This is a genomic window from Paenibacillus sp. EKM206P, from assembly GCF_011066155.1.
Lineage (GTDB): Bacteria > Bacillota > Bacilli > Paenibacillales > Paenibacillaceae > Paenibacillus > Paenibacillus polymyxa_D.
Genome location: NZ_JAAMNQ010000005.1, coordinates 375,154 through 393,822 on the forward strand (window position 1 = coordinate 375,154; position 18,669 = coordinate 393,822).

The following is an 18,669-nucleotide window of genomic DNA, read 5'->3' on the forward strand; positions in this document are numbered from 1 at the left end:
GTCAGTGTAAAAAAAGTAATTGAAATGCCTGTACACCAAAATAAAAACCAAAACCGATAAGAGATAATCCAGACATCCAAGAGATGGTTTTAAGTAATCCGGTTTTTAGAAACCTCCGGAAAATACTTGAAGCGGCTGCCATGGTTACGTCCCAGAGTAACACACCTAATACAATCGCTCCGCTAAAGATCATTAGCTGTTGTACTGGATATGTATTAGCGACGTTGGCCAGTATGGACCCGTAAATGCCAAGCCAGAAAAGGATGGAGAGAGGATTAAATAATGACATCAGAAAGCCTGCCAAAAATGAATTGGTTAAGGTATTGCCATTTCCCCTTAATTCAGATTCTGAAATCACACCTGCATTTTTGATGCTTTCAACACCTGTATACACAAGTACGAAAAAACCAAATAACCATAAAAAAGCTTTAACAAACGGGGCATTGAGAAGGTGGATCATTCCCAAATAGACAAGCAGCATATAGATTATATCTGCGGTTATTGCCCCAAGCCCGATAAACCAAGCATGCCAAAATCCATTCTTAATACCTCGATCCAACTGTGCAGCATTAATCGGCCCAATGGGGGCCGAAAGTGACAGACCGAGAAAAATATAACTGATAAATGTATTAATGGTGTTTTCCTCCTTGATTTTTTATGGGCTGTTATGTACTTGTCTACTTTAGTTTATTCGGACAAACCCATGGGTAAGACCAATTTTTTGCGTATTTTGTAGGTGTAATCTCGTTATGACCAAACACTCAATAAATCAAATCCCAATAGAAGCTCTAATTCTTCGACAAAAGGATTAGAGCTTTTTGAATGCAGATCATTAAAAGTTCATTGAATAAATGGGCTTGACACTTTTGGTGAAAGCGCTTATATTTATCCCATAAACAATACGTTATATAACGTTATACAAAAAGGAGAGGTAAAAATGATGAATGTACAACAGACGGTTCAAACGATTTATGAACAATCAAGTGGAGAGATTTCTGAGGTTTATTTAGTAGCTTGCGGGGGCTCATTAGTCGATATGTATCCCTCAAAATATTTCTTGGATAGTGAAGCGAAGAAGCTGGTAGCAGGCATGTATACAGCAAATGAGTTTGTGCACGCGCTGCCAAAACGATTAGGTAAAAACTCAGTTGTCATCGTGTGTTCCCATGGAGGAAACACGCCGGAATCGGTTGCGGCTGCTAAATCAGCCAAAGAGAAAGGCGCTTACACCATCGGCTTAACCCACAATAGTGAAGCGACACTGCTCAATTATTCTGATTATTCATTCCTCTACGAGTGGGGAGATGAGAGCGATGTCAAAAATAACCCGATGGCTATTATTTTGGAGCTTACTGTTGAGCTGCTTCAAGTCGCTGAAGGCTATGTGCATTATCAAGCTTTCCAGAACGGCTTGGGAGCAATCAATGGAATTATTAACAGGGCCAAAATACAAGTCGAACCGCGTGCCAGTGTATTCGCTGACAAATACCGCAATGAAGATCTCTTCTATATCCTGACCAGCGGAGCTTCTTATGGACATGCCTACGGATTTGCTATCTGTTCTCTAATGGAAATGCAATGGCTTCATGCGGCTTCAATCCATTCCGGTGAATTTTTCCACGGTCCGTTTGAAGTAACGGATAAAGAAACTCCATTTATTCTGATGATCAACGAAGGACGCACACGGGCATTGGATGAGCGGGCACAGACTTTCCTGAATCAATATGCCGAGAAAGTAGAAGTAATCGATGCGAAGGAGCTTGGAATCGGAACCATTGCTGACGAGGTTGTCGAGTTCTTTAACCCGGTTTTATTTTATAGCATTGTATGTGTTTATCGTGAAGCACTCGCAAATGTACGCAATCACCCACTGGAAACTCGCCGTTATATGGGCAAAGTAGCTTACTAAGCGCACTTACCAACAGGAGGAAACCATCATGAAAGTTCTAGGCATTGGCGATAATGTGGTAGATAAATATGTTCATCTGCGCATGATGTATCCTGGCGGCAATGCGCTTAATTTCAGTGTGTTTGCCAAAAAAGCGGGAGTAGATGCAGCCTTTATTGGAGTATTCGGGGATGATAACGAAGCACAGCATGTAGAACACATTCTCCGTGAGCTGGAAATCGACATTTCACGGTGCAGATATCACAGCGGTGAGAACGGCTGCGCACGTGTAACCCTGGAAGACGGGGACAGAGTATTTCTGGGCAGCAATGAGGGAGGAGTTACACGTCTCCACCCGCTGAAGCTGAGTGAAGATGACAAGGCCTATGTTGGCGGGTTCGACCTTATTCACACGGGCTTGTACAGTCATACAGGGCACTTGCTGCCTGAATTGGAGACGCTGGGAATCCCTCTTTCTTTTGACTTTTCAGATGATTTCGTAGATGAACAGGTCGAGAGATATATTGCGTACGCCGATTTTGCATTCTTCTCTTGCAGCCATATGACGGATGAAGAGACACAGAACTATATCCGCTCCAATCGAAAAAAAGAGGGGCAAATTCTGGTAGCCACACGCGGCGGAGATAGATCTATTGCCTATGATGGTACCAAGTTCTATTTTCAAACGCCTGATTCCGTGGACGCTGTGGATACGATGGGGGCAGGAGACTCCTATATCACCGCCTTTTTACTGAGTTTTTTGAAAAAGGATAATATTCAGGACGCTATGGCAGAAGGATCGAGGGTTGCCGCCCAGAGCTGTCTGGTAGAAGGTTCATTCGGATACGGCGTCCGTTACTAATAAACTTTTTTCAAACATCTTCACTTGTAAGAATATGTAACATTTGATACTCTAAGTGGGAGTAATATAACGTTATATGACAAGTGAGGGTACATTATGTTGAATTCAGATCAAGCAGAGCCATTATATATTCAATTACAAAAAGCGGTCAAAACTGCTATTCATAATGGAACATATACGCAGGGAAGTCGTATACCGACCGAAACTGAGCTAAGCGAGACCTACAATGTAAGTCGAATTACCGTAAGAAAAGCGATTGCCGAATTGGTTCATGAAGGTTATCTGACCAAACGTCAAGGAAAAGGAACCTTTGTCAATGTACCCAAAATTGGGCGGAAGATTGAACATGTGATCAGCTTTACGGCTGCCTGCAAATCCAACGGCCTCTCTTCACACAGTGTGGTCACAGAACGTGAAATCATAGAAGCAGATGAGGAAATTGCACATCAGTTGCAGTTGCCACAAGGAGAAAAAGTGTTATATATTCAGCGCCAAAGATACGCCGGTGATCGACCGCTCATGCTGGAGAATAATTTTTATCCTTATGACCGATTTTCATTTCTAATGGAAGAGCAGTTAGAGGGCTCTGTATACGAACTATTGCGTCATAAATACAGCATCGATCCTAACCAACCGGGAGAGACGATATTACAAATCGCTTTGGCGGATGAATACCAGGCAAAGCTGCTAGAGACGGCCATCGGACAGGCGTTGTTCTACATGCATACGATTATTTATGATCAGCATGGAAGCCCCGTTCATGTAGGTAAGCAGTACATCATTGGGGACCGTTATCAATTCTCAATATAAATCCGTTGCCTGTTACGTAATGTTATTCAGGTACGGCGCAGCTTCTGCTTCCACTCCATGAGAGAAGCAGAAGCAATGTTATAACGTTATATTACGTTATGTTATGAAGCGGATAAATAATGAGGAGGTGAAACTGTGCAAGGGAAGAAGGACACATTAGCGGACAAGGTTCTACTGTCAAATGCTATTTTTAATGGCTTAGAAAATGAAGCTTCGCCTGGGTTTATTGCACTGCGGGGAGAATGTATTGCAGCAGTGGGGCGTCCCGAGGAAGCACAAGCTTGGATAGGAACTGAAACGGTTGTCTGTGATTTGGGTGATGCTTTTATCATGCCAGGAGTTCATGACAATCATGTATTTTTTACCGGATATATGTCGATGCATCGGGGCGTGGATTTGACTCATGCAGCCTCGATTGGAGAAGCAGTGGAATCCATGCTGCAAGCGGCAAACAATCTTCCGCCAGGGAAAGATGTAACCGCTTACGGTTGGAGCGAGGAAAGATGGGGCAAGCTGCCGGAACAAAGCTTGTTGGACGAGATGTTCCCTGATCGGGCGGTAATTGCCATTAACCTAAATAAAAGCTACTGCTGGATGAACCGACTGGCTCAGGAGAAATATCAATTTTTGCCGGATCAATGCAGTGCTGAGGCACGCGCTTTGCTACTCCAAGCCATGATGCAGGATCGCAGCCTTGTCAAACAAGAGTTTGTAGAGTTTTGCCGCCTGCTGGCTGCACGAGGAGTTACTTCCATAAAGGATATTGGCTTTGACCGGCATAGCGAGCTACTGCCGATTCTAGAAGAATTGAAAGAAGCAGGAGAACTGCCACTCCGATTTCATTTTTCGCTTGAACCCGTTGTTGAACCATTGGATGTTGGCACCGGTATCAAGTATAAAGCACTTTATAATGGAGACCTTATTCGTTTTCAAGGATACAAGCTGATGCTTGACGGCGTTGTAGCCGATCATACAGGGGATATGTTGGAGCCTTACGCAGATATGCCTGAAGTCACGAATTTAAGAACGGTTGATTATGAAAAAATTGAAGCCTCAGTTCTGGAAGCAGACAGCCAAGGTATCAAATGCTGCCTAACTGCAGAAGGGGATGCTGCAATTCGCCAGGCAGTATCGATGATTGAAAAATGCCGCGAACAACAAGGTAATCACCTTATTAGACATTCGATCAGTGATCTAGAGTATCCTCATCCAGATGATCTGATTAGAATGGGCGAGAACGAAATTTTTGCCGAAGTCTACGCCCAAATCCTGCTACTGAATCCTTCTTACGAGGATGCTTATATGTCTGCTGTGGTAGGTAAAGACAATGAAAACCGCTTTTATAATTATAAATCCATGCTGGAGGCTAACGTGCCAATAACCATTGGGACTGATCTGCCTTTATTTATCACTAGTGTCCCTGATTCACTGTATGCAGCCTCTCACCGATTATTCCCGGATGGCTCGCCTGCAGGAGGCTGGTATCCTGACCAAGGGATGCCGCCATCCGAAGTTTTAAGGGCATGGACCATTAATGGAGCCAAACATTGTTATATGGAAGAGGTTACAGGTACGCTGGAGGCTGGAAAATATGCTGACATCGCCGTTTTTGATCGCGACCTCCTTAACGCATCCGCTAGCGACATCAGGGATGCCCAAGTGATATTGACCATTATGGGAGGGAAGGTTACGTATAACCATTCTTGGAATGAGGGATAAACATGAACATCAAGAATAAGAAATGGAAATTATCCTTACCCCATAGCTATACTTTAATATTTTTGATTATTATTACGGTCGCTGCGTTGACATGGATTGTACCCAGCGGACAGTTTGAGCGTCATGAAGTGACAGTGAACGGTGTGACCAAAACGGCAATCGTTTCGGGAACCTATCACACTGTACCCAAAACGGGTGAGAATGGTGATTTAAGACAGGGAATCCCCCAAATCCTTAGCGCCCCGATTGAAGGGATTATCAATGCCGCCGATGTGGTCTCTTTTGTCCTTATTGTAGGCGGCTCCTTCGGGATTATACTGCAGACGGGAGCCATCGATCGTGCCCTGACAGCCCTTGCCAGACGTCTGAAGAATAAGGGGATTTTGCTTATTCCAATTGCCATGGTTATATTCAGTCTCGGAGGCTCTACCTTTGGGATGAGCGAAGAAATTATTCCGCTTTATGCAATTTTTATTCCGTTAATGTTTGCCCTAGGCTTCGATTCTATGACTGCTATTCTCATTCTATTTCTGGGAACGCAAATTGGCTATGTTGGTTCGACTGTGAATCCATTTTCAGTATTGATTGCCCAGGGGATCGCAGGAGTGGAGGGGAATCCACAGCTCTGGCTGAGATTTATTGAATGGCTTGTATTTACTATGATTTCTATTGCCTTTACGATGTGGTATGCGCACCGGGTTAAGAGAAATCCGGAGAAATCCATTGTTTTTCAGAGTGATATTATAAATCGTGAGCAATTTATAAAAGAAAATACAGGTGAGGACGTCGTCTTCACGTTTCGGGACAAATTAATTATAGGTGGATTTATTGTAACGCTTGGAGCCATTGTCTGGGGAATTTTGGCCAAAGGCTGGTATATGACTGAAATCGGCGCCCTTTTCTTCGCACTCGGTCTTTTTGTCGGGGTAGTTACCAAAATGAGCCAGAAGGAGATAGCTGAGAATTTTGTAAAAGGGTGTGGAGAATTCATCTACGCTGCAGTGATTATAGGTCTCGCTCGCGGAATTCTGATCATCGCCGAGCAGGGTATGATCATCGATACCGTATTGAATGCACTCGCAGGCATCCTGGAAGGATTGCCAAATTACTTGTTCACAACCATTATGTTGGTTGCACATAATATTATTACTTTCCTGGTCCCATCTTCTTCGGGGGAAGCAGCACTAACTATGCCTGTACTTGCACCGCTTGGCGATCTTGTAGGCATCAATCGTGAAGCCGTAGTCACAGCGTACCAGTTTGGTAACGGGTTAACCAATCTCATTTCACCGACAGGTGGAGTTCTGCTAGCAGGATTGGCCATTGCCCGGATCAGCTTTGGACAGTGGCTGAAGGTAATCTTCAAGCTATTCCCCATCCTGTGGTTAGTTGCTGCTATTTTCGCTGCTATTTCGGCTGCGGTGGGTATTTAGTAAATCAAGTGAGAACCCCTGTCTTTAGAGACAAGGGTTTCTTTTTGTGTATAAGTTTACGTGGAAAATGAATAATATGGATAGCCTTTTTCTAAGGAGGAAATAAACTTGATGCTTGGTGATAATAGATTACTCATTGCTGCTTTAGGCGGTGTGAATGAAATCGGGAAAAACATGTATTTCATCCAATACGATCAGGATATCGTCGTAATCGATTGTGGTTCGAAGTTTCCTGATGAGAACTTGCCTGGTATTGACCTTATTGTGCCCGATGTCACCTATCTGCTGGAAAATCAGGATAAAGTCAGAGCGCTCATTGTGACTCATGGGCATGAGGATCACATCGGAGGTATTCCCTATCTGCTCAAGCAGATTAACATGCCTGTTTATGGGACAAAGCTCACCATCGAATTAATTAAGATTAAGTTAAGGGAACATAACCTTTTGCGTGATGCCGAGCTTCATCTTATAGATGCGGATTCAACCGTTCAAGCGGGAACGATTCAGGCATCCTTTTTCACCACGGTCCACAGTATCCCAGATTGCTTGGGTGTCTTTTTTCAGACACCGGAAGGAAATGTGGTTCATACCGGCGATTTCAAATTCGATATGTCTCCCGTAAGCGGACCTTTTCCCGATCTTCATCGAATGGCTGAAATAGGAAAGAAGGGGGTGAAAGTGCTGCTCTCCGAAAGTACAAATGCGGAAAGGCCAGGATTTACCCCTTCAGAACGTTTGGTTGGCGGGCATATTCTAGATGCATTTGCCAGAGCCAAACAGCAGGTATTTATCTCCACGTTCGCTTCTAATGTTAACCGTGTCCAGCAAGTCATTGACGCGGCTGTGGAAACAGGCAGGAAACTGGTTTTACTCGGACGCAGTATGATAAATGTGGTGTCAGTGGCCAAGGAGCTGGGCTTCTTGCATATGCCTGAGGATTTACTGATTGAGGCGGGAGAAACAGAGCGGTTTCCCGCAGAAGAAATTGCAGTTTTATGTACCGGAAGCCAGGGAGAGCCGATGGCCGCATTGTCACGTTTAGCCAATTCTCTGCATCCCAAAATCGAAATTTTGCCTGGTGATACGGTCATCATTGCTGCGGGAGCCATACCGGGGAATGAGCGAAACCTTTCCCAGGTCATTGACAACCTGTATGTGCTGGGTGCCCAGGTTATTTATGGATCAGGCAGCTCTACAGGAATGCACGTATCCGGTCATGGTAGCCAGGAAGAACTGAAATTAATGATGACTTTGATGAAACCACAGTATTTGATTCCTATACATGGTGAATTCAGAATGCTGTATCAGCATCGTCAGCTAGCGGAGTCAGTGGGGATTCCGATGGAGAATGTATTTATCGTCCATAACGGTGACACGATTCAAATTGAAGAGGGAAGGGCATCCCTGGGCCCTAAAGTACCAGCCGGCAATAGCTTGGTAGACGGGTTGGTAACCGGTGACGTAGGTAATATTGTCCTGCGTGACCGTAAAAAACTTTCTTCAGACGGAATGCTGATTATTGTGATGACGTTGAGTAAAAATGAGAAGCAAATGCTCGCAGCGCCAGAGGTCATTTCAAGAGGCTTTGTATATGTTAAGGATTCCGAAGAGCTCATGAGTCAGATCCACGACACGATTATGTCCACAGTGAACGAGCTAACAGAAATCGAAATGAGTCAGTGGGGACTGATTAAGCAGATGTTAAAAGATGATGTTGGTCGGTTCATTTACAATCAGACGAAGAGAAGACCCATGATTTTACCTATCATTATTGAGGTTTAAGATAGCGGCAAATGTCAAAACAAGATAGAGCTTGTTCAATACACGATTACTCAAAAAAAGACTTAACTCAGCAATTCAACTGATTTAAGTCTTTTTCATTTCCTTTTCCTATCTCCCCCAAAAAATGAGGATGCAGTGGTGGTATGCAGCGCAGCGGAGGATTTGAATCTGAAGAAGCGACAGCGTTCGCCTTTGCCACGGAATTCTTACCCTTAAATGTTTTATATAATCAAGAGAATCCCGTGGCAACAGCGATCGTAAGATCAAGTTCTACGCGCAGCGTCTTAATCGCTTACGGCCGCTTGTGTCCCTGCTGTATGCCCTGTCGTAAACGCCGCTGTAATATTATAACCACCTGTGTAACCGTGAATATCGAGAATCTCACCGCAGAAGAACAATCCAGGCATCAGCTTGGACTCCATCGTTTTCGGATTAATTTCCTTCAAATTCACACCGCCCCCGGTAACAAATGCTTCCTTCAGAGAGAGCGTACCGTTCACACGGATTGGAAACGCCTTAATGCGATGAGCAAGTTCTTGCCATTGCTGCTTGGGAATATGATCATAGGTCAAGTCCTCACGCAGTTCGGCTTGCTGGAGCAACAATGGAATCAAGCGTTCCGGTAAATAAGGCTTAAGCACGTTTTTGATCGCTTTTTTAGCATCGACCGATGCCAACTCCAGCGTCTCACGGTAGACTTCATCGGCATGTTTATGAGGCTGCAAATCGAGAGTCAATAACACCGTGTTTACCTTATCTTTTTTCATTCCCTTGACGACAAATTGACTGCACCGCAAAGCAGTTGGGCCAGATAGACCGAAATGTGTAAAAATCATATCTCCTTCATGGACGACAACTTTCTTTTGCTTCGCATTCCATACGGTCAGACTGATGTCGCGTAAGGATAGTCCCTGAAGCTCTTTCGTCTGGATGAACGTTTCGCCTGAGGTCAATGGCACCTCTGTTGGATACAGCTCCGTAATGGTATGCCCCGCTTGTTCTGCCCATGCATAGCCGTCACCTTCCGAGCCGGTATGCGGGACGGACTTGCCACCGACGGCTACAATGACATTACGGCTATGTAGGATTTCACCGGAACGCAGCCGTACCCCAGCTGTATGACCTTCTTTGTAAATAACCTCTTGAACAGGACGACTTGTCCGAATTTCGACTCCTTGAGAGCGTACCTTGTTAATCAAAGCATCGACTACTGTTTTGGCTTTGTCCGTCACTGGAAACATACGCCCATTGTCTTCTTCCTTTAAGGCTATACCCAGCTGTTCAAAAAAGGCGATGATATCCCGATTGCCAAAATCCGCCAGTGCACTGTGCAGAAAACGGCCATTGCCGGGGATGTGCCGAATGAGTTCGTCCAGCTCTTTGGCATTCGTGACATTGCAACGGCCTCCACCAGAGATCCCCAGCTTTCGCCCGAGTTTATTTCCTTTTTCAAGTAAAAGCACCTTGGCGCCCTCACTGCTGGCAGCGGCAGCAGCCATTAATCCGGCTGAGCCGCCTCCGATCACAATAACGTCGTAAGTCATAAACCTCTTCCTTTTCGTCGACAAATTTTCAAAAAATTCAGAACGGCGTAACCAATTTTTCATCATATCGCAATACCGTCATTTTAGATAACCTAAGGGCACGGTAAACGTGTATATTTTTCAATTTACAGGATTTTAAAACGCGTAAAAACGATCTTCTTATATACATCTGGTATTTAGCAGATTTTGTCGTTCTATACCGGAATTTTAACACATATATTGTAATATATTGTAGCCTGTGCTTTAATTCAACTAACGGCGTCAAGGAAAGATGATGAGGGGGAGAAGTCCTTGTTAATTGCGTTGAAGGAAAGTGTGCTCCAAGTTCTCCTTGCCGTTATATCGGCGGGTTTTTTCTCTATATTAACGGATTATGGGGATAAGAAAAAGGTTTGGGGCGGCAATCTGCTTCCTGGACCCACTCAAGGAATACTGTATTTGTGTTGCTTACCAGCCATATTGCTATGTACACTCTTTCAATATCAGTCTCCGTATGGTCTACCTTCTAATCTCGGTATTATTCCCCTTGCTGTTGGCATCATGTACGGTAGACGTCGCACTGCCTTTGTGCTCGCTGCTTCCGCACTGATGGGTGTCCTGATTATAGCCCAGTCGACAGAAATGTCCCCAATGTATGTGGGCACTGGTTTTATCCTTTTTCCTTTTATGCTCCTGCATGTCAAGTTTTTTCAAAGAGGAACATTGCTGGACAAAAAGCTCCTGATCTCTGCATATGTTGTGGCTGATATGCTGTTTAAGGCGATATTTCCGCTACTGTGGGGCAAACAGGATGTTTCTGTATACATTCCTGACTTACTTACAACGTTTTGGAATATGGGTGCAGGGGTGCTGGCAAGTTTTACGGTCGTGAGTCTAATGCATAATGCCTTTGAGAAACTGACGCTTCGGCGTGATGTGACTGAGTTTACGAGCAAATACTTAATTGAAGTGGATAAGCTGCGTCAAGTTATGGATTTGATGCCGTTATCTCTTGTTACTCTGGACAGCGAAGAACGAGTTATACATATGAACAAAACGATGCTGGAACTCTATCGAAACTACGATCCCTACATTACACTGCCTGAGATAGTGGGTCGTCCATTGAGCACGTTATATGGTTTTGACACTTTACCTGTGGTTAACGAACGAGTTGCGAAAGCATTGGAAGGAGAGGCGGGTGCTGATTTTATAAATGTTACTCCCAAAGTATTCTTCTCCAGTTTCCTTCCTATTCGGGATAAACATGTAAACCAAACGACAGGCGTCATTATCGCCCTGCAAGATATTACAGAGCTTGAGACGCTGCGCAGTGAGCTGGGCAATTTCGAGAGGCTCAGCCTGGTTGGACAGATGGCAGCGGGCATTACTCATGAAATACGTAATCCGATGGCGGTTGTGCGTGGTTTTTTACAGCTTATGCGTGAGAAAAGCCCAGAATCCCTCAACCATTATTACCGCATTGTGATGGAGGAACTTGACCGGGCGAACGGGATTATTAACGATTTTCTTTCACTGGCCCAGAATCGAATTGTCGAGAAGGAGCAATGTCATCTGCATGATATTATTCGCGAACTGACGCCTTTATTGTGGGCAGATGCGAATCTGAGGGGGCAGACGATTGATCTAAAGCTGGAGGATCATGTGACGATGCTGCATTTGAACCCTAAGGAAATAAAGCAATTGCTGCTTAATTTATCGCGTAATGCGATGGAAGCCATGGGGGAAAAGGGAGTGCTGACCATTTCTACTCATGAGGAAGGGGATTTCGTGGAACTGGAAGTAAAGGATACAGGGCCTGGAATTTCGCAAAAACAGCTTGAAAAGCTGTTCCAACCTTTTTACACCACCAAAACGAAAGGTACAGGTCTGGGTCTGGCCTTATGTCAAAGTATAGTGGAGCGTCATCACGGTACGATTGCCGTAGATTCGGTGGAGGGAATGGGCACGCAGTTTAAAGTTCGATTGCGCAGAACCGTCCCGACTTACCGGGATCATTCTGAGCCTCCTGTCATGAGTCCGATACAGAAATAATCGTTCAAAAATATAGCCGGATTTTTGCAAATTACGTGAAAAAGATTGTATAATGAAATTTAGATGTCCATGCCTTTACTACGGCAAAGGATGAAATTAGAAACGTACTATACATGATTTTCGGAAAAGGAGTGAAAGAATATGTCTATGTCTTTCGATCAATATATGAGAGATTCAGTTCAGCCGATGCGCGATGAACTGACGAATCTTGGGATTCAGGAACTGCGTACCTCTGAAGATGTGGAGGCCAAGCTGCCTAATAGTAAAGGAACAGTGCTGGTGGTTGTGAACTCGGTATGTGGTTGTGCCGCAGGCCAATGCCGCCCGGGTGTGGGTGAAGCACTGAAGCATGATATTACGCCAGATCATCTGTATTCGGTTTTTGCCGGACAGGACAAGGAAGCAACGGCAAAGGCTCGCGAATTTTTCGCACCTTACCCACCGTCTTCCCCTTCTATCGCGCTGTTGAAAGACGGCGAGTTGGTTCACTTCATCGAGCGTCATCAGGTGGAGGATCGTTCGGCAGATCAGATTGCTGCTGATTTGACCAGTGCATTTGATCGTTTTTGCCGGTAAGACTGCTCAAGCTATGCCCCGCATTTTTCGCCTGCGAAACTTGCCGGGGCTTTTGCATGTTGGCTTGTGAAGGAAATTCCTAAAAAAGAGGTGCTTATCTGATGAGTTTGCAGGAACAGATTATTGCTGAATTGGGAGTACAGCCTACGATTAACGTAGAGGCAGAGGTCCGTAAGCGTGTGGATTTCCTCAAGTCGTATGTAACGAAAACGGGAAGCAAAGGGCTGTTGATCGCCATCAGTGGCGGGATTGACAGTGCCGTAGCAGCTGCTTTGTGCAAGCGGGCTACAGATGAATTGACGCAGGAACAAGGAGACGAATACAAAACGTTGGGTGTATTCCAGCCATACGGCCAACAGGAAGATATCGAGCATAGCTACGCGGTTGCCAAAGCGTTCGACCTGAAATATGCCGGGGAAACGAATATTAAGGAAGCCGTGGACAAGGTTGCCGTAGAAGTGGAGCATACGTTAAAGGATATCGGTCTTGAGCGTTCGATTACTCCGCAAGTGAGAGGGAATGTAAAGGCAAGAACACGGATGGTGGTTCAGTACGCACTTGCGAATGAGCTGAATTTGCTCGTTGTTGGCACAGATCATGCTTCCGAAGCCATCACAGGCTTTTATACCAAATGGGGCGATGGTGCGGTCGATATTACGCCACTTAGCACGCTGAACAAACGTCAGGTGCGCTTGCTCGCCAGCTATCTAGGAGTTCCGCAGGCCATTTTGGACAAAGCGCCTACAGCAGGATTGTGGGAAGGCCAGACGGATGAAAAAGAACTGGGGATCTCCTACGAAGCAAACAGTGACTATCTGGAAGGCAAGGAAATTGACCCGGCGGCACGCGAAAAGCTGGAAAGCTTCTTTACACGTACTGCGCATAAGCGGACAAGCATCCCAGGAGTTTAAGCATTAATCATTATGTAATTTTAAAATGCTCAAGCGAGGATTTTGCAAAATTCTGAAGTAAATAAATGCGGCGATCCGCCCGGCGGATCGCCGTTTGTATTGAAGGGGTAATAATTAATTGGCGATCCACTCAATGAAGCGGCGGGTTTCGGTAATCGCCTGATCCAGTGGAAGACTGCCTCCCTGGAATGGATGAACGGTATTAAAGGTATGATTGCCGCCTTGAATTTGTACCCATTCGATGTCGGGACGAACGGATGTGAGCAGGGCAGAGCCTTCTCGTAGACGTTTGGAATCTTCGGTTCCCTGGATCAGTACAGCTGGGAGCTGGCTGTTGGCAAGTCTGTCTACAATGGCAAAACGCTGGCGATTTTGTTCCAGGTCTTCCAGAATGATAGCATCTAGCGGAAGCTGTTGCCCGGTTCTGGCGTTCTCCACATAGCTGCGCCCCTTGGCGCGCATTTCTTCTTTTTGCGGTAAAGTAAACAGATCAAGATCTGTTACGCCATTCCATGAAATGACGCCAGCAATCTCGCCGGGATGATCCAGAGCGTATACAAAGCAGCTTCCCGCGCCACGGCTATGTCCTAACAGAAACAACGGCAATTCTCTGAACTCATGGCGTGCTCTCAGATTGGATAGCAATAGTTCCAAATCCTCTTGTTCGCGGCTATAGGTGTTGCGTGCGAACTTTTCCAGCTCGGTAAAATTCTCCAGATCCTCACCTATGCCATTATGTGAAAAGTTGAAGGTCACAACATGGTTATCCATACTCAAGGCTTCTGCTATATAGGGGAACATGCCCCAATCCTTAAATCCTTTGTAGCCATGAGCGATGATGAGCAGGCTTTTGGCTGTATTTTTAGAGGGAAACCAGGAAGCCCGGATCACCGCATCTGTTCCTGCTTCGGTACCTGCTTCAACAATAATGGTTTCTGACATCCTATCCTTCCTTTCTACGGGAATTTTTTTAAAATGGGCATATCAGCTGAATTTCAAACATTCATCTATAGCCTTTCTTATTTTAACATATTTTGGTGCTGTTTTTACGCCTTTGTGACTCGCCAGGGTGTGGACGCACTGTTACAATAGATCCAGTAAAGTATAAAGGACGGAGAATACCCAAATGATCTACGGAATTGGACATGATGTGCTGGAAATAAGCCGTATGGCTCATATTTTGGCAGGTAAATATGCAGATGCGTTTTTGAATCGAGTGCTGACCCCGGCAGAACGCGAGCTTGCTGTGGAACGCAAGGGTAGACTAACGGAGTTTGTAGCAGGGCGCTTTGCTGCCAAGGAAGCGATAACGAAAGCCTTCGGTTGCGGAATTGGGCAAATCATCGGGTTTGGCGATATGGATATTTTACCGGAACCTGGGGGGAAGCCAGTAGTTTATTTGTCTTCATCCGCGTGGGATCGACTGAGATTGCCGAATACAGGTGACTCAAATTACAGCATTCACTTGAGTATTACACATCAGCCTAACATTGCCTCTGCTTTTGTGATTGTCGAATATAAGGAGACGTGATGTGATGACTACAAATACATTGGAACAAAAGCGTTATTTCAGCTTTGAACTGTTGAATTGGTATACGCGTAACAAACGCGATTTGCCGTGGCGACGTCATCGGAATCCTTTTTATATCTGGATCTCGGAAATTATGCTTCAGCAGACGCGTGTCGATACGGTCATTCCGTATTTTAATCGCTTTATTGCACGTTTTCCTACGATTGAAGCGCTGGCGGAAGCGCCCGAGGAGGATGTGCTTAAGCTATGGGAAGGACTGGGCTATTATTCGCGGGCCCGGAATTTGCAAACTGCGGCAAAACAAGTAGTTGAGCTTCACGGCGGACAGGTGCCGGATGATACACAAGCTGTTGCTGCACTGAAAGGAGTAGGCCCGTATACGACGGGGGCGATTATGAGTATCGCCTTCAATCGACCAGAGCCTGCTGTGGACGGGAATGTGATGCGTGTGCTGTCGCGTTATTTTCTCATTGAAGAGGATATTATGAAGGGCAGCACACGGGCGCATATGGAAAGCCTGGTACGGGAGCTGATTCCCGAAGGAAGAGCCTCTGATTTTAATCAGGCTCTGATGGAGCTAGGCGCACTGGTCTGTACGCCGAAGTCGCCTCATTGTCTGACCTGCCCGGTCATGGAGCATTGCTCGGGCAGGCTGGCAGGTCGAGAGGAGACACTGCCAGTCAAGACCAAGGCAAAGCCGCCTCGGCTGGAGCCGCGCTCCGTCGCTCTCATCGAGGGCAGCGGAGCGAACACCGGCCGCCTGCTCGTACGGCAGCGCCCGGCCAAGGGCCTGTTGGCCCGCATGTGGGAGCTGCCGCATGAGCTTGCTGACAACGGCCCGGTGCCAGATGAGCCCGCCATGGACCATCTGGCGGCTCATTTGCTGGCAGAGGGCGTGCTTGCGCGCCCGGTGCGGTTTGTACGTGAGGCGGAGCACACGTTCAGCCACATTCACTGGAATCTGCGTGTGTTCCAGTGTGAGGAGGTCGCCGCCCCTGCCGAGGAGGCGGGAGGCCCCCCGCTGGCTGCCGAGCAGCGGGCCAGCTACAGCACCGGAGCGAAGCCAGGTGCGTTAATTGCGCTGGCTGAGCAGACGGAGCACGCGCGCAATGTGCTGCCAGCGGGGTACCGCTGGATCAGCGAAGCCGATATGGCCACCTTGGCGTTTCCCAAGGTGTTCCTCGATCTGATCACCGAGTATTATGCGAAGCAAAAAGGGAACTGATGTTAATTGAATAGCTGTCAGTAAAAGACAAAGTGTTTAATTTATCCTATAAAATGGAAACGGCGACAACTAAGGACGAGAAAATAAAGTCCTAGACTGTCGCTGTTTCCATTGAACTAACGTTTCCCGTTAGCGGAATGCTCGCTAACCGTAACAACATTAGACGTACCTTTCTCGCGTATTGTTCTCTCCACCCCTAGAGTCTTCGCTCTTGTCCCCAATGGGGTTAGATTTGATTTCACATAACAAGCTATCTCCCCCTACCTGAATAAATAATATTCCTTAACTGGATGACCTGACTTTTAAGCTCTTTCTCTCTCTCCAAAAAGTAGAGCGAAGCTTGCAGCAACGGGAAGTTCGGTTCCGCTTTACGAGTTTCGTTCTGGATAAAATGGTAAACCTCTTTCAACTCCGAACGATGTTTTGCGCCGGATGGAAGAACATTAAGGGCCGAATCCATCTCCCGGAACAGCTCGGTAAGGAACTGCTCTCTCTCCCCTTGGCGGTCCTCGAGCCCCCAGCTTAAATACCTCTCGAACGAAGCCTGTTTCAGCAGAGGCTTCAGGTTAGAGGCCATCATATGCTTAACGAGCACATTGAGCTTATCCAAAATGAACCTTGCCGTTTCCTCAAGCGATAGAGACTTTTCTTCATAAACGATCCAAAATAAGTACTCCTTCAGAATCGCACGATAGATGGAAACCAAATCCCACAGGAACGGATAAATTTCTTCGCCATAAACCTGTATCAAGCACTCTTTATGCCATCGGATGAGCCGCCCTCTAACCTTGTGTCTAAGCGGCTGGAACTTGGGATCCTGTTGGATGGGGAGCTCCGTGAATTCGATCAGAATATGCTTGTATTCCATAAAATAACGGAATCGCAGAATGATCTGCTGCAGAAACTGCTCTTCTGGCGAGAGTTCGGGAAAGCGTTTCAGTTCATCGACTTGATCAAAATAGGCGTTATGGCATTGATCAAACACCTCGCTGAAGAGGTCTTCCTTGGAAGGGAAATATTTATAGACTGATCCTTTGGCAATACCGCAATCCTCGGCAATATCCTGTATCGTCGTCGAAAGAAACCCATGTTCCTTAAAAAGCTTCATCGCCGATTTTAAAACCTCTTCCCTTGTCACACTCATAAGAAAAATCTCCCCCTTGACTATTCATGAATGATAGTACAAAATACGGAACATGAAGTCAAATGACTATATGTTCGCGTAATTAGACATACGGTCAAATCGAAGAGATGAGGAGAACATACAGAATGGAACGATTATGGGATCCACAAAAAACAGCGTTGGTTGTTATTGACTTGCAAAAGTGGATAGGAAATCAATACGCCCCTTATTCTGCTGAGCAGGTAGTGTCTAACGCCGCAGCCTTGGCAGATACTTTCCGTGAGCAAAGCTCAATGGTTGCACTGGTCCGGGTATCTAGTAAAGATTTGAAGGATATCCCGCGTCCTAAGTTGGATTCGCCTGGACCACCCCTGAATCTGCCTGAAGGATGGGATCAAATCGTCCCGGAAATGCGGGTCACCGAGACAGACCATATCATCACGAAGAAGCAATGGGGGGCTTTTTACGGAACGGAGCTCGACCTTCAGTTGCGCCGCCGAGGAATTGATACCATCGTCTTATGCGGCATCGCTACTGAGTTGGGCGTTGATACGACTGCGCGGGAAGCATTTATGCATGGGTATCAGCTGATTTTGGCGATTGATGCTATGACTGGATTTTCCGAAACCGGGCATGATTACGTAAAAAATTTCATTTTTCCACGCATCGGGCGTACCCGGACAACACAGGAAATCCTCTCTGCCCTTTCAGGCAACTGTTTATAGTTGAAAAAATGACTTTCCCATTCCCCGTGTATTATTTGACCGAATACACGAAGAACGCCACAGCTTGAAACTCGCTTTGCGTTTGCTGGGAATCTCATCTGGCCATACTTAAAGGACGATTATGTGTTCCCAGGGTGCACATATTGGCTGACGGCATGGGATACGACCTGCTGCACCAAATATACAAAGTAACCGCTGAATGATATAGAGCGAACGGCTCGTCGCAATTGGCACGCGCTTCTTGTATAGCAACCAGCATGAGTTCCGCAGTGCCCAATGGGACGAGTACGCCTAGTGGCGCAGCGCTAATGCTAATAAATTTGCATAATTGCCAGTGGAATTGGTGGTGCTCTTTTCGGTCTTTTCCAATCATGAGCTGCGCTTTTATTGTCTTTCGTAAGGCCATACGATTTATCGAAAGCTTTAAACTATCCTGCCCGTTCGTATTATGGGATCAACCAGTTCTTTCTGGTTGATCCTTTTTGCCTTTGCTTTGAGGATTAAGGTAG

Annotated in this window: 16 protein-coding genes; 12 read left to right on the plus strand and 4 right to left on the minus strand. The window is 46.0% G+C overall.

Annotated features, from left to right (window positions below; translation table 11 throughout):
* Position 1: 1 nt before the first annotated feature.
* Positions 2-634, minus strand: a complete 633-nt coding sequence (locus G9G53_RS13935) for a LysE family transporter (protein ID WP_029515810.1) — start codon at positions 632-634, stop codon at positions 2-4.
* A gap of 303 nt (positions 635-937) precedes the next feature.
* On the opposite strand from G9G53_RS13935, the gene G9G53_RS13940 reads away from it, so the two are divergent.
* From G9G53_RS13940 to G9G53_RS13965, 6 genes are all read left to right on the plus strand, one after another.
* Positions 938-1,909 carry an SIS domain-containing protein gene (locus G9G53_RS13940; protein WP_238437995.1) on the plus strand — a complete coding sequence of 324 codons (972 nt, stop codon included), beginning with the start codon at positions 938-940 and terminating at the stop codon, positions 1,907-1,909.
* 28 nt (positions 1,910-1,937) lie between these two features.
* Positions 1,938-2,750, plus strand: a complete 813-nt coding sequence (locus G9G53_RS13945) for a fructoselysine 6-kinase (RefSeq protein ID WP_165148393.1) — start codon at positions 1,938-1,940, stop codon at positions 2,748-2,750.
* 96 nt (positions 2,751-2,846) lie between these two features.
* The gene (locus tag G9G53_RS13950) at positions 2,847-3,560 is read left to right on the plus strand and encodes a GntR family transcriptional regulator (protein WP_029515807.1); all 714 of its coding nucleotides are present in this window, start codon (positions 2,847-2,849) and stop codon (positions 3,558-3,560) included.
* 135 nt (positions 3,561-3,695) lie between these two features.
* Positions 3,696-5,279: an amidohydrolase gene (locus G9G53_RS13955; protein WP_069012136.1), complete on the plus strand. Its 1,584-nt coding sequence runs from the start codon at positions 3,696-3,698 to the stop codon at positions 5,277-5,279.
* A gap of 2 nt (positions 5,280-5,281) precedes the next feature.
* On the plus strand, positions 5,282-6,712 hold the full coding sequence (locus G9G53_RS13960; RefSeq protein WP_069012135.1) for a YfcC family protein: 1,431 nt from the start codon (positions 5,282-5,284) through the stop codon (positions 6,710-6,712).
* A gap of 111 nt (positions 6,713-6,823) precedes the next feature.
* A complete protein-coding gene (locus tag G9G53_RS13965) occupies positions 6,824-8,494 on the plus strand; it encodes a ribonuclease J (protein ID WP_029515804.1) in 1,671 nt (556 codons plus the stop codon).
* Positions 8,495-8,778: 284 nt separating this feature from the next.
* Here G9G53_RS13965 and G9G53_RS13970 read toward each other — a convergent pair whose 3' ends face one another.
* Complete coding sequence (locus G9G53_RS13970) at positions 8,779-10,038, minus strand: NAD(P)/FAD-dependent oxidoreductase (protein ID WP_029515803.1); 1,260 nt, start codon at positions 10,036-10,038, stop codon at positions 8,779-8,781.
* A 291-nt stretch (positions 10,039-10,329) separates the two neighbouring features.
* On the opposite strand from G9G53_RS13970, the gene G9G53_RS13975 reads away from it, so the two are divergent.
* The 3 genes from G9G53_RS13975 to nadE all read left to right on the plus strand — a co-directional run bounded on the left by G9G53_RS13975 (position 10,330) and on the right by nadE (position 13,556).
* Positions 10,330-12,069, plus strand: coding sequence for a two-component system sensor histidine kinase NtrB (locus G9G53_RS13975; RefSeq protein WP_039270619.1), 1,740 nt, complete (start codon positions 10,330-10,332; stop codon positions 12,067-12,069).
* A gap of 141 nt (positions 12,070-12,210) precedes the next feature.
* Complete coding sequence (locus tag G9G53_RS13980) at positions 12,211-12,645, plus strand: BrxA/BrxB family bacilliredoxin (protein ID WP_029515801.1); 435 nt, start codon at positions 12,211-12,213, stop codon at positions 12,643-12,645.
* A gap of 101 nt (positions 12,646-12,746) precedes the next feature.
* Positions 12,747-13,556 carry an ammonia-dependent NAD(+) synthetase gene (nadE, locus tag G9G53_RS13985; protein WP_025722646.1) on the plus strand — a complete coding sequence of 270 codons (810 nt, stop codon included), beginning with the start codon at positions 12,747-12,749 and terminating at the stop codon, positions 13,554-13,556.
* Positions 13,557-13,670: 114 nt separating this feature from the next.
* Here nadE and G9G53_RS13990 read toward each other — a convergent pair whose 3' ends face one another.
* On the minus strand, positions 13,671-14,498 hold the full coding sequence (locus G9G53_RS13990; protein WP_029515800.1) for an alpha/beta hydrolase family protein: 828 nt from the start codon (positions 14,496-14,498) through the stop codon (positions 13,671-13,673).
* Positions 14,499-14,682: 184 nt separating this feature from the next.
* Between G9G53_RS13990 and acpS the strand changes: the two genes are divergently transcribed.
* The gene (gene acpS, locus G9G53_RS13995; RefSeq protein WP_029515799.1) at positions 14,683-15,087 is read left to right on the plus strand and encodes a holo-ACP synthase; all 405 of its coding nucleotides are present in this window, start codon (positions 14,683-14,685) and stop codon (positions 15,085-15,087) included.
* Positions 15,088-15,091: 4 nt separating this feature from the next.
* Complete coding sequence (gene mutY / locus G9G53_RS14000; protein WP_165148396.1) at positions 15,092-16,312, plus strand: A/G-specific adenine glycosylase; 1,221 nt, start codon at positions 15,092-15,094, stop codon at positions 16,310-16,312.
* 250 nt (positions 16,313-16,562) lie between these two features.
* On the opposite strand, the gene G9G53_RS14005 is transcribed toward mutY, so the two are convergent.
* A complete protein-coding gene (locus tag G9G53_RS14005) occupies positions 16,563-17,456 on the minus strand; it encodes a TetR/AcrR family transcriptional regulator (RefSeq protein ID WP_165148399.1) in 894 nt (297 codons plus the stop codon).
* A 125-nt stretch (positions 17,457-17,581) separates the two neighbouring features.
* On the opposite strand from G9G53_RS14005, the gene G9G53_RS14010 reads away from it, so the two are divergent.
* Positions 17,582-18,160, plus strand: a complete 579-nt coding sequence (locus G9G53_RS14010; protein ID WP_029515795.1) for a hydrolase — start codon at positions 17,582-17,584, stop codon at positions 18,158-18,160.
* Positions 18,161-18,669: the final 509 nt, after the last annotated feature.

Coding starts and splice junctions, on each gene's coding strand:
- G9G53_RS14005 (WP_165148399.1), bottom strand. CDS start 17,456: ATGAGTGTGACAAGGGAAGAGGTTTTAAAATCGGCGATGAAGCTTTTT.
- G9G53_RS13970 (WP_029515803.1), bottom strand. CDS start 10,038: ATGACTTACGACGTTATTGTGATCGGAGGCGGCTCAGCCGGATTAATG.
- G9G53_RS13990 (WP_029515800.1), bottom strand. CDS start 14,498: ATGTCAGAAACCATTATTGTTGAAGCAGGTACCGAAGCAGGAACAGAT.
- G9G53_RS13980 (WP_029515801.1), top strand. CDS start 12,211: ATGTCTATGTCTTTCGATCAATATATGAGAGATTCAGTTCAGCCGATG.
- G9G53_RS14010 (WP_029515795.1), top strand. CDS start 17,582: ATGGAACGATTATGGGATCCACAAAAAACAGCGTTGGTTGTTATTGAC.
- acpS (WP_029515799.1), top strand. CDS start 14,683: ATGATCTACGGAATTGGACATGATGTGCTGGAAATAAGCCGTATGGCT.
- nadE (WP_025722646.1), top strand. CDS start 12,747: ATGAGTTTGCAGGAACAGATTATTGCTGAATTGGGAGTACAGCCTACG.
- G9G53_RS13945 (WP_165148393.1), top strand. CDS start 1,938: ATGAAAGTTCTAGGCATTGGCGATAATGTGGTAGATAAATATGTTCAT.
- G9G53_RS13950 (WP_029515807.1), top strand. CDS start 2,847: ATGTTGAATTCAGATCAAGCAGAGCCATTATATATTCAATTACAAAAA.
- G9G53_RS13960 (WP_069012135.1), top strand. CDS start 5,282: ATGAACATCAAGAATAAGAAATGGAAATTATCCTTACCCCATAGCTAT.
- G9G53_RS13940 (WP_238437995.1), top strand. CDS start 938: ATGATGAATGTACAACAGACGGTTCAAACGATTTATGAACAATCAAGT.
- mutY (WP_165148396.1), top strand. CDS start 15,092: ATGACTACAAATACATTGGAACAAAAGCGTTATTTCAGCTTTGAACTG.
- G9G53_RS13965 (WP_029515804.1), top strand. CDS start 6,824: ATGCTTGGTGATAATAGATTACTCATTGCTGCTTTAGGCGGTGTGAAT.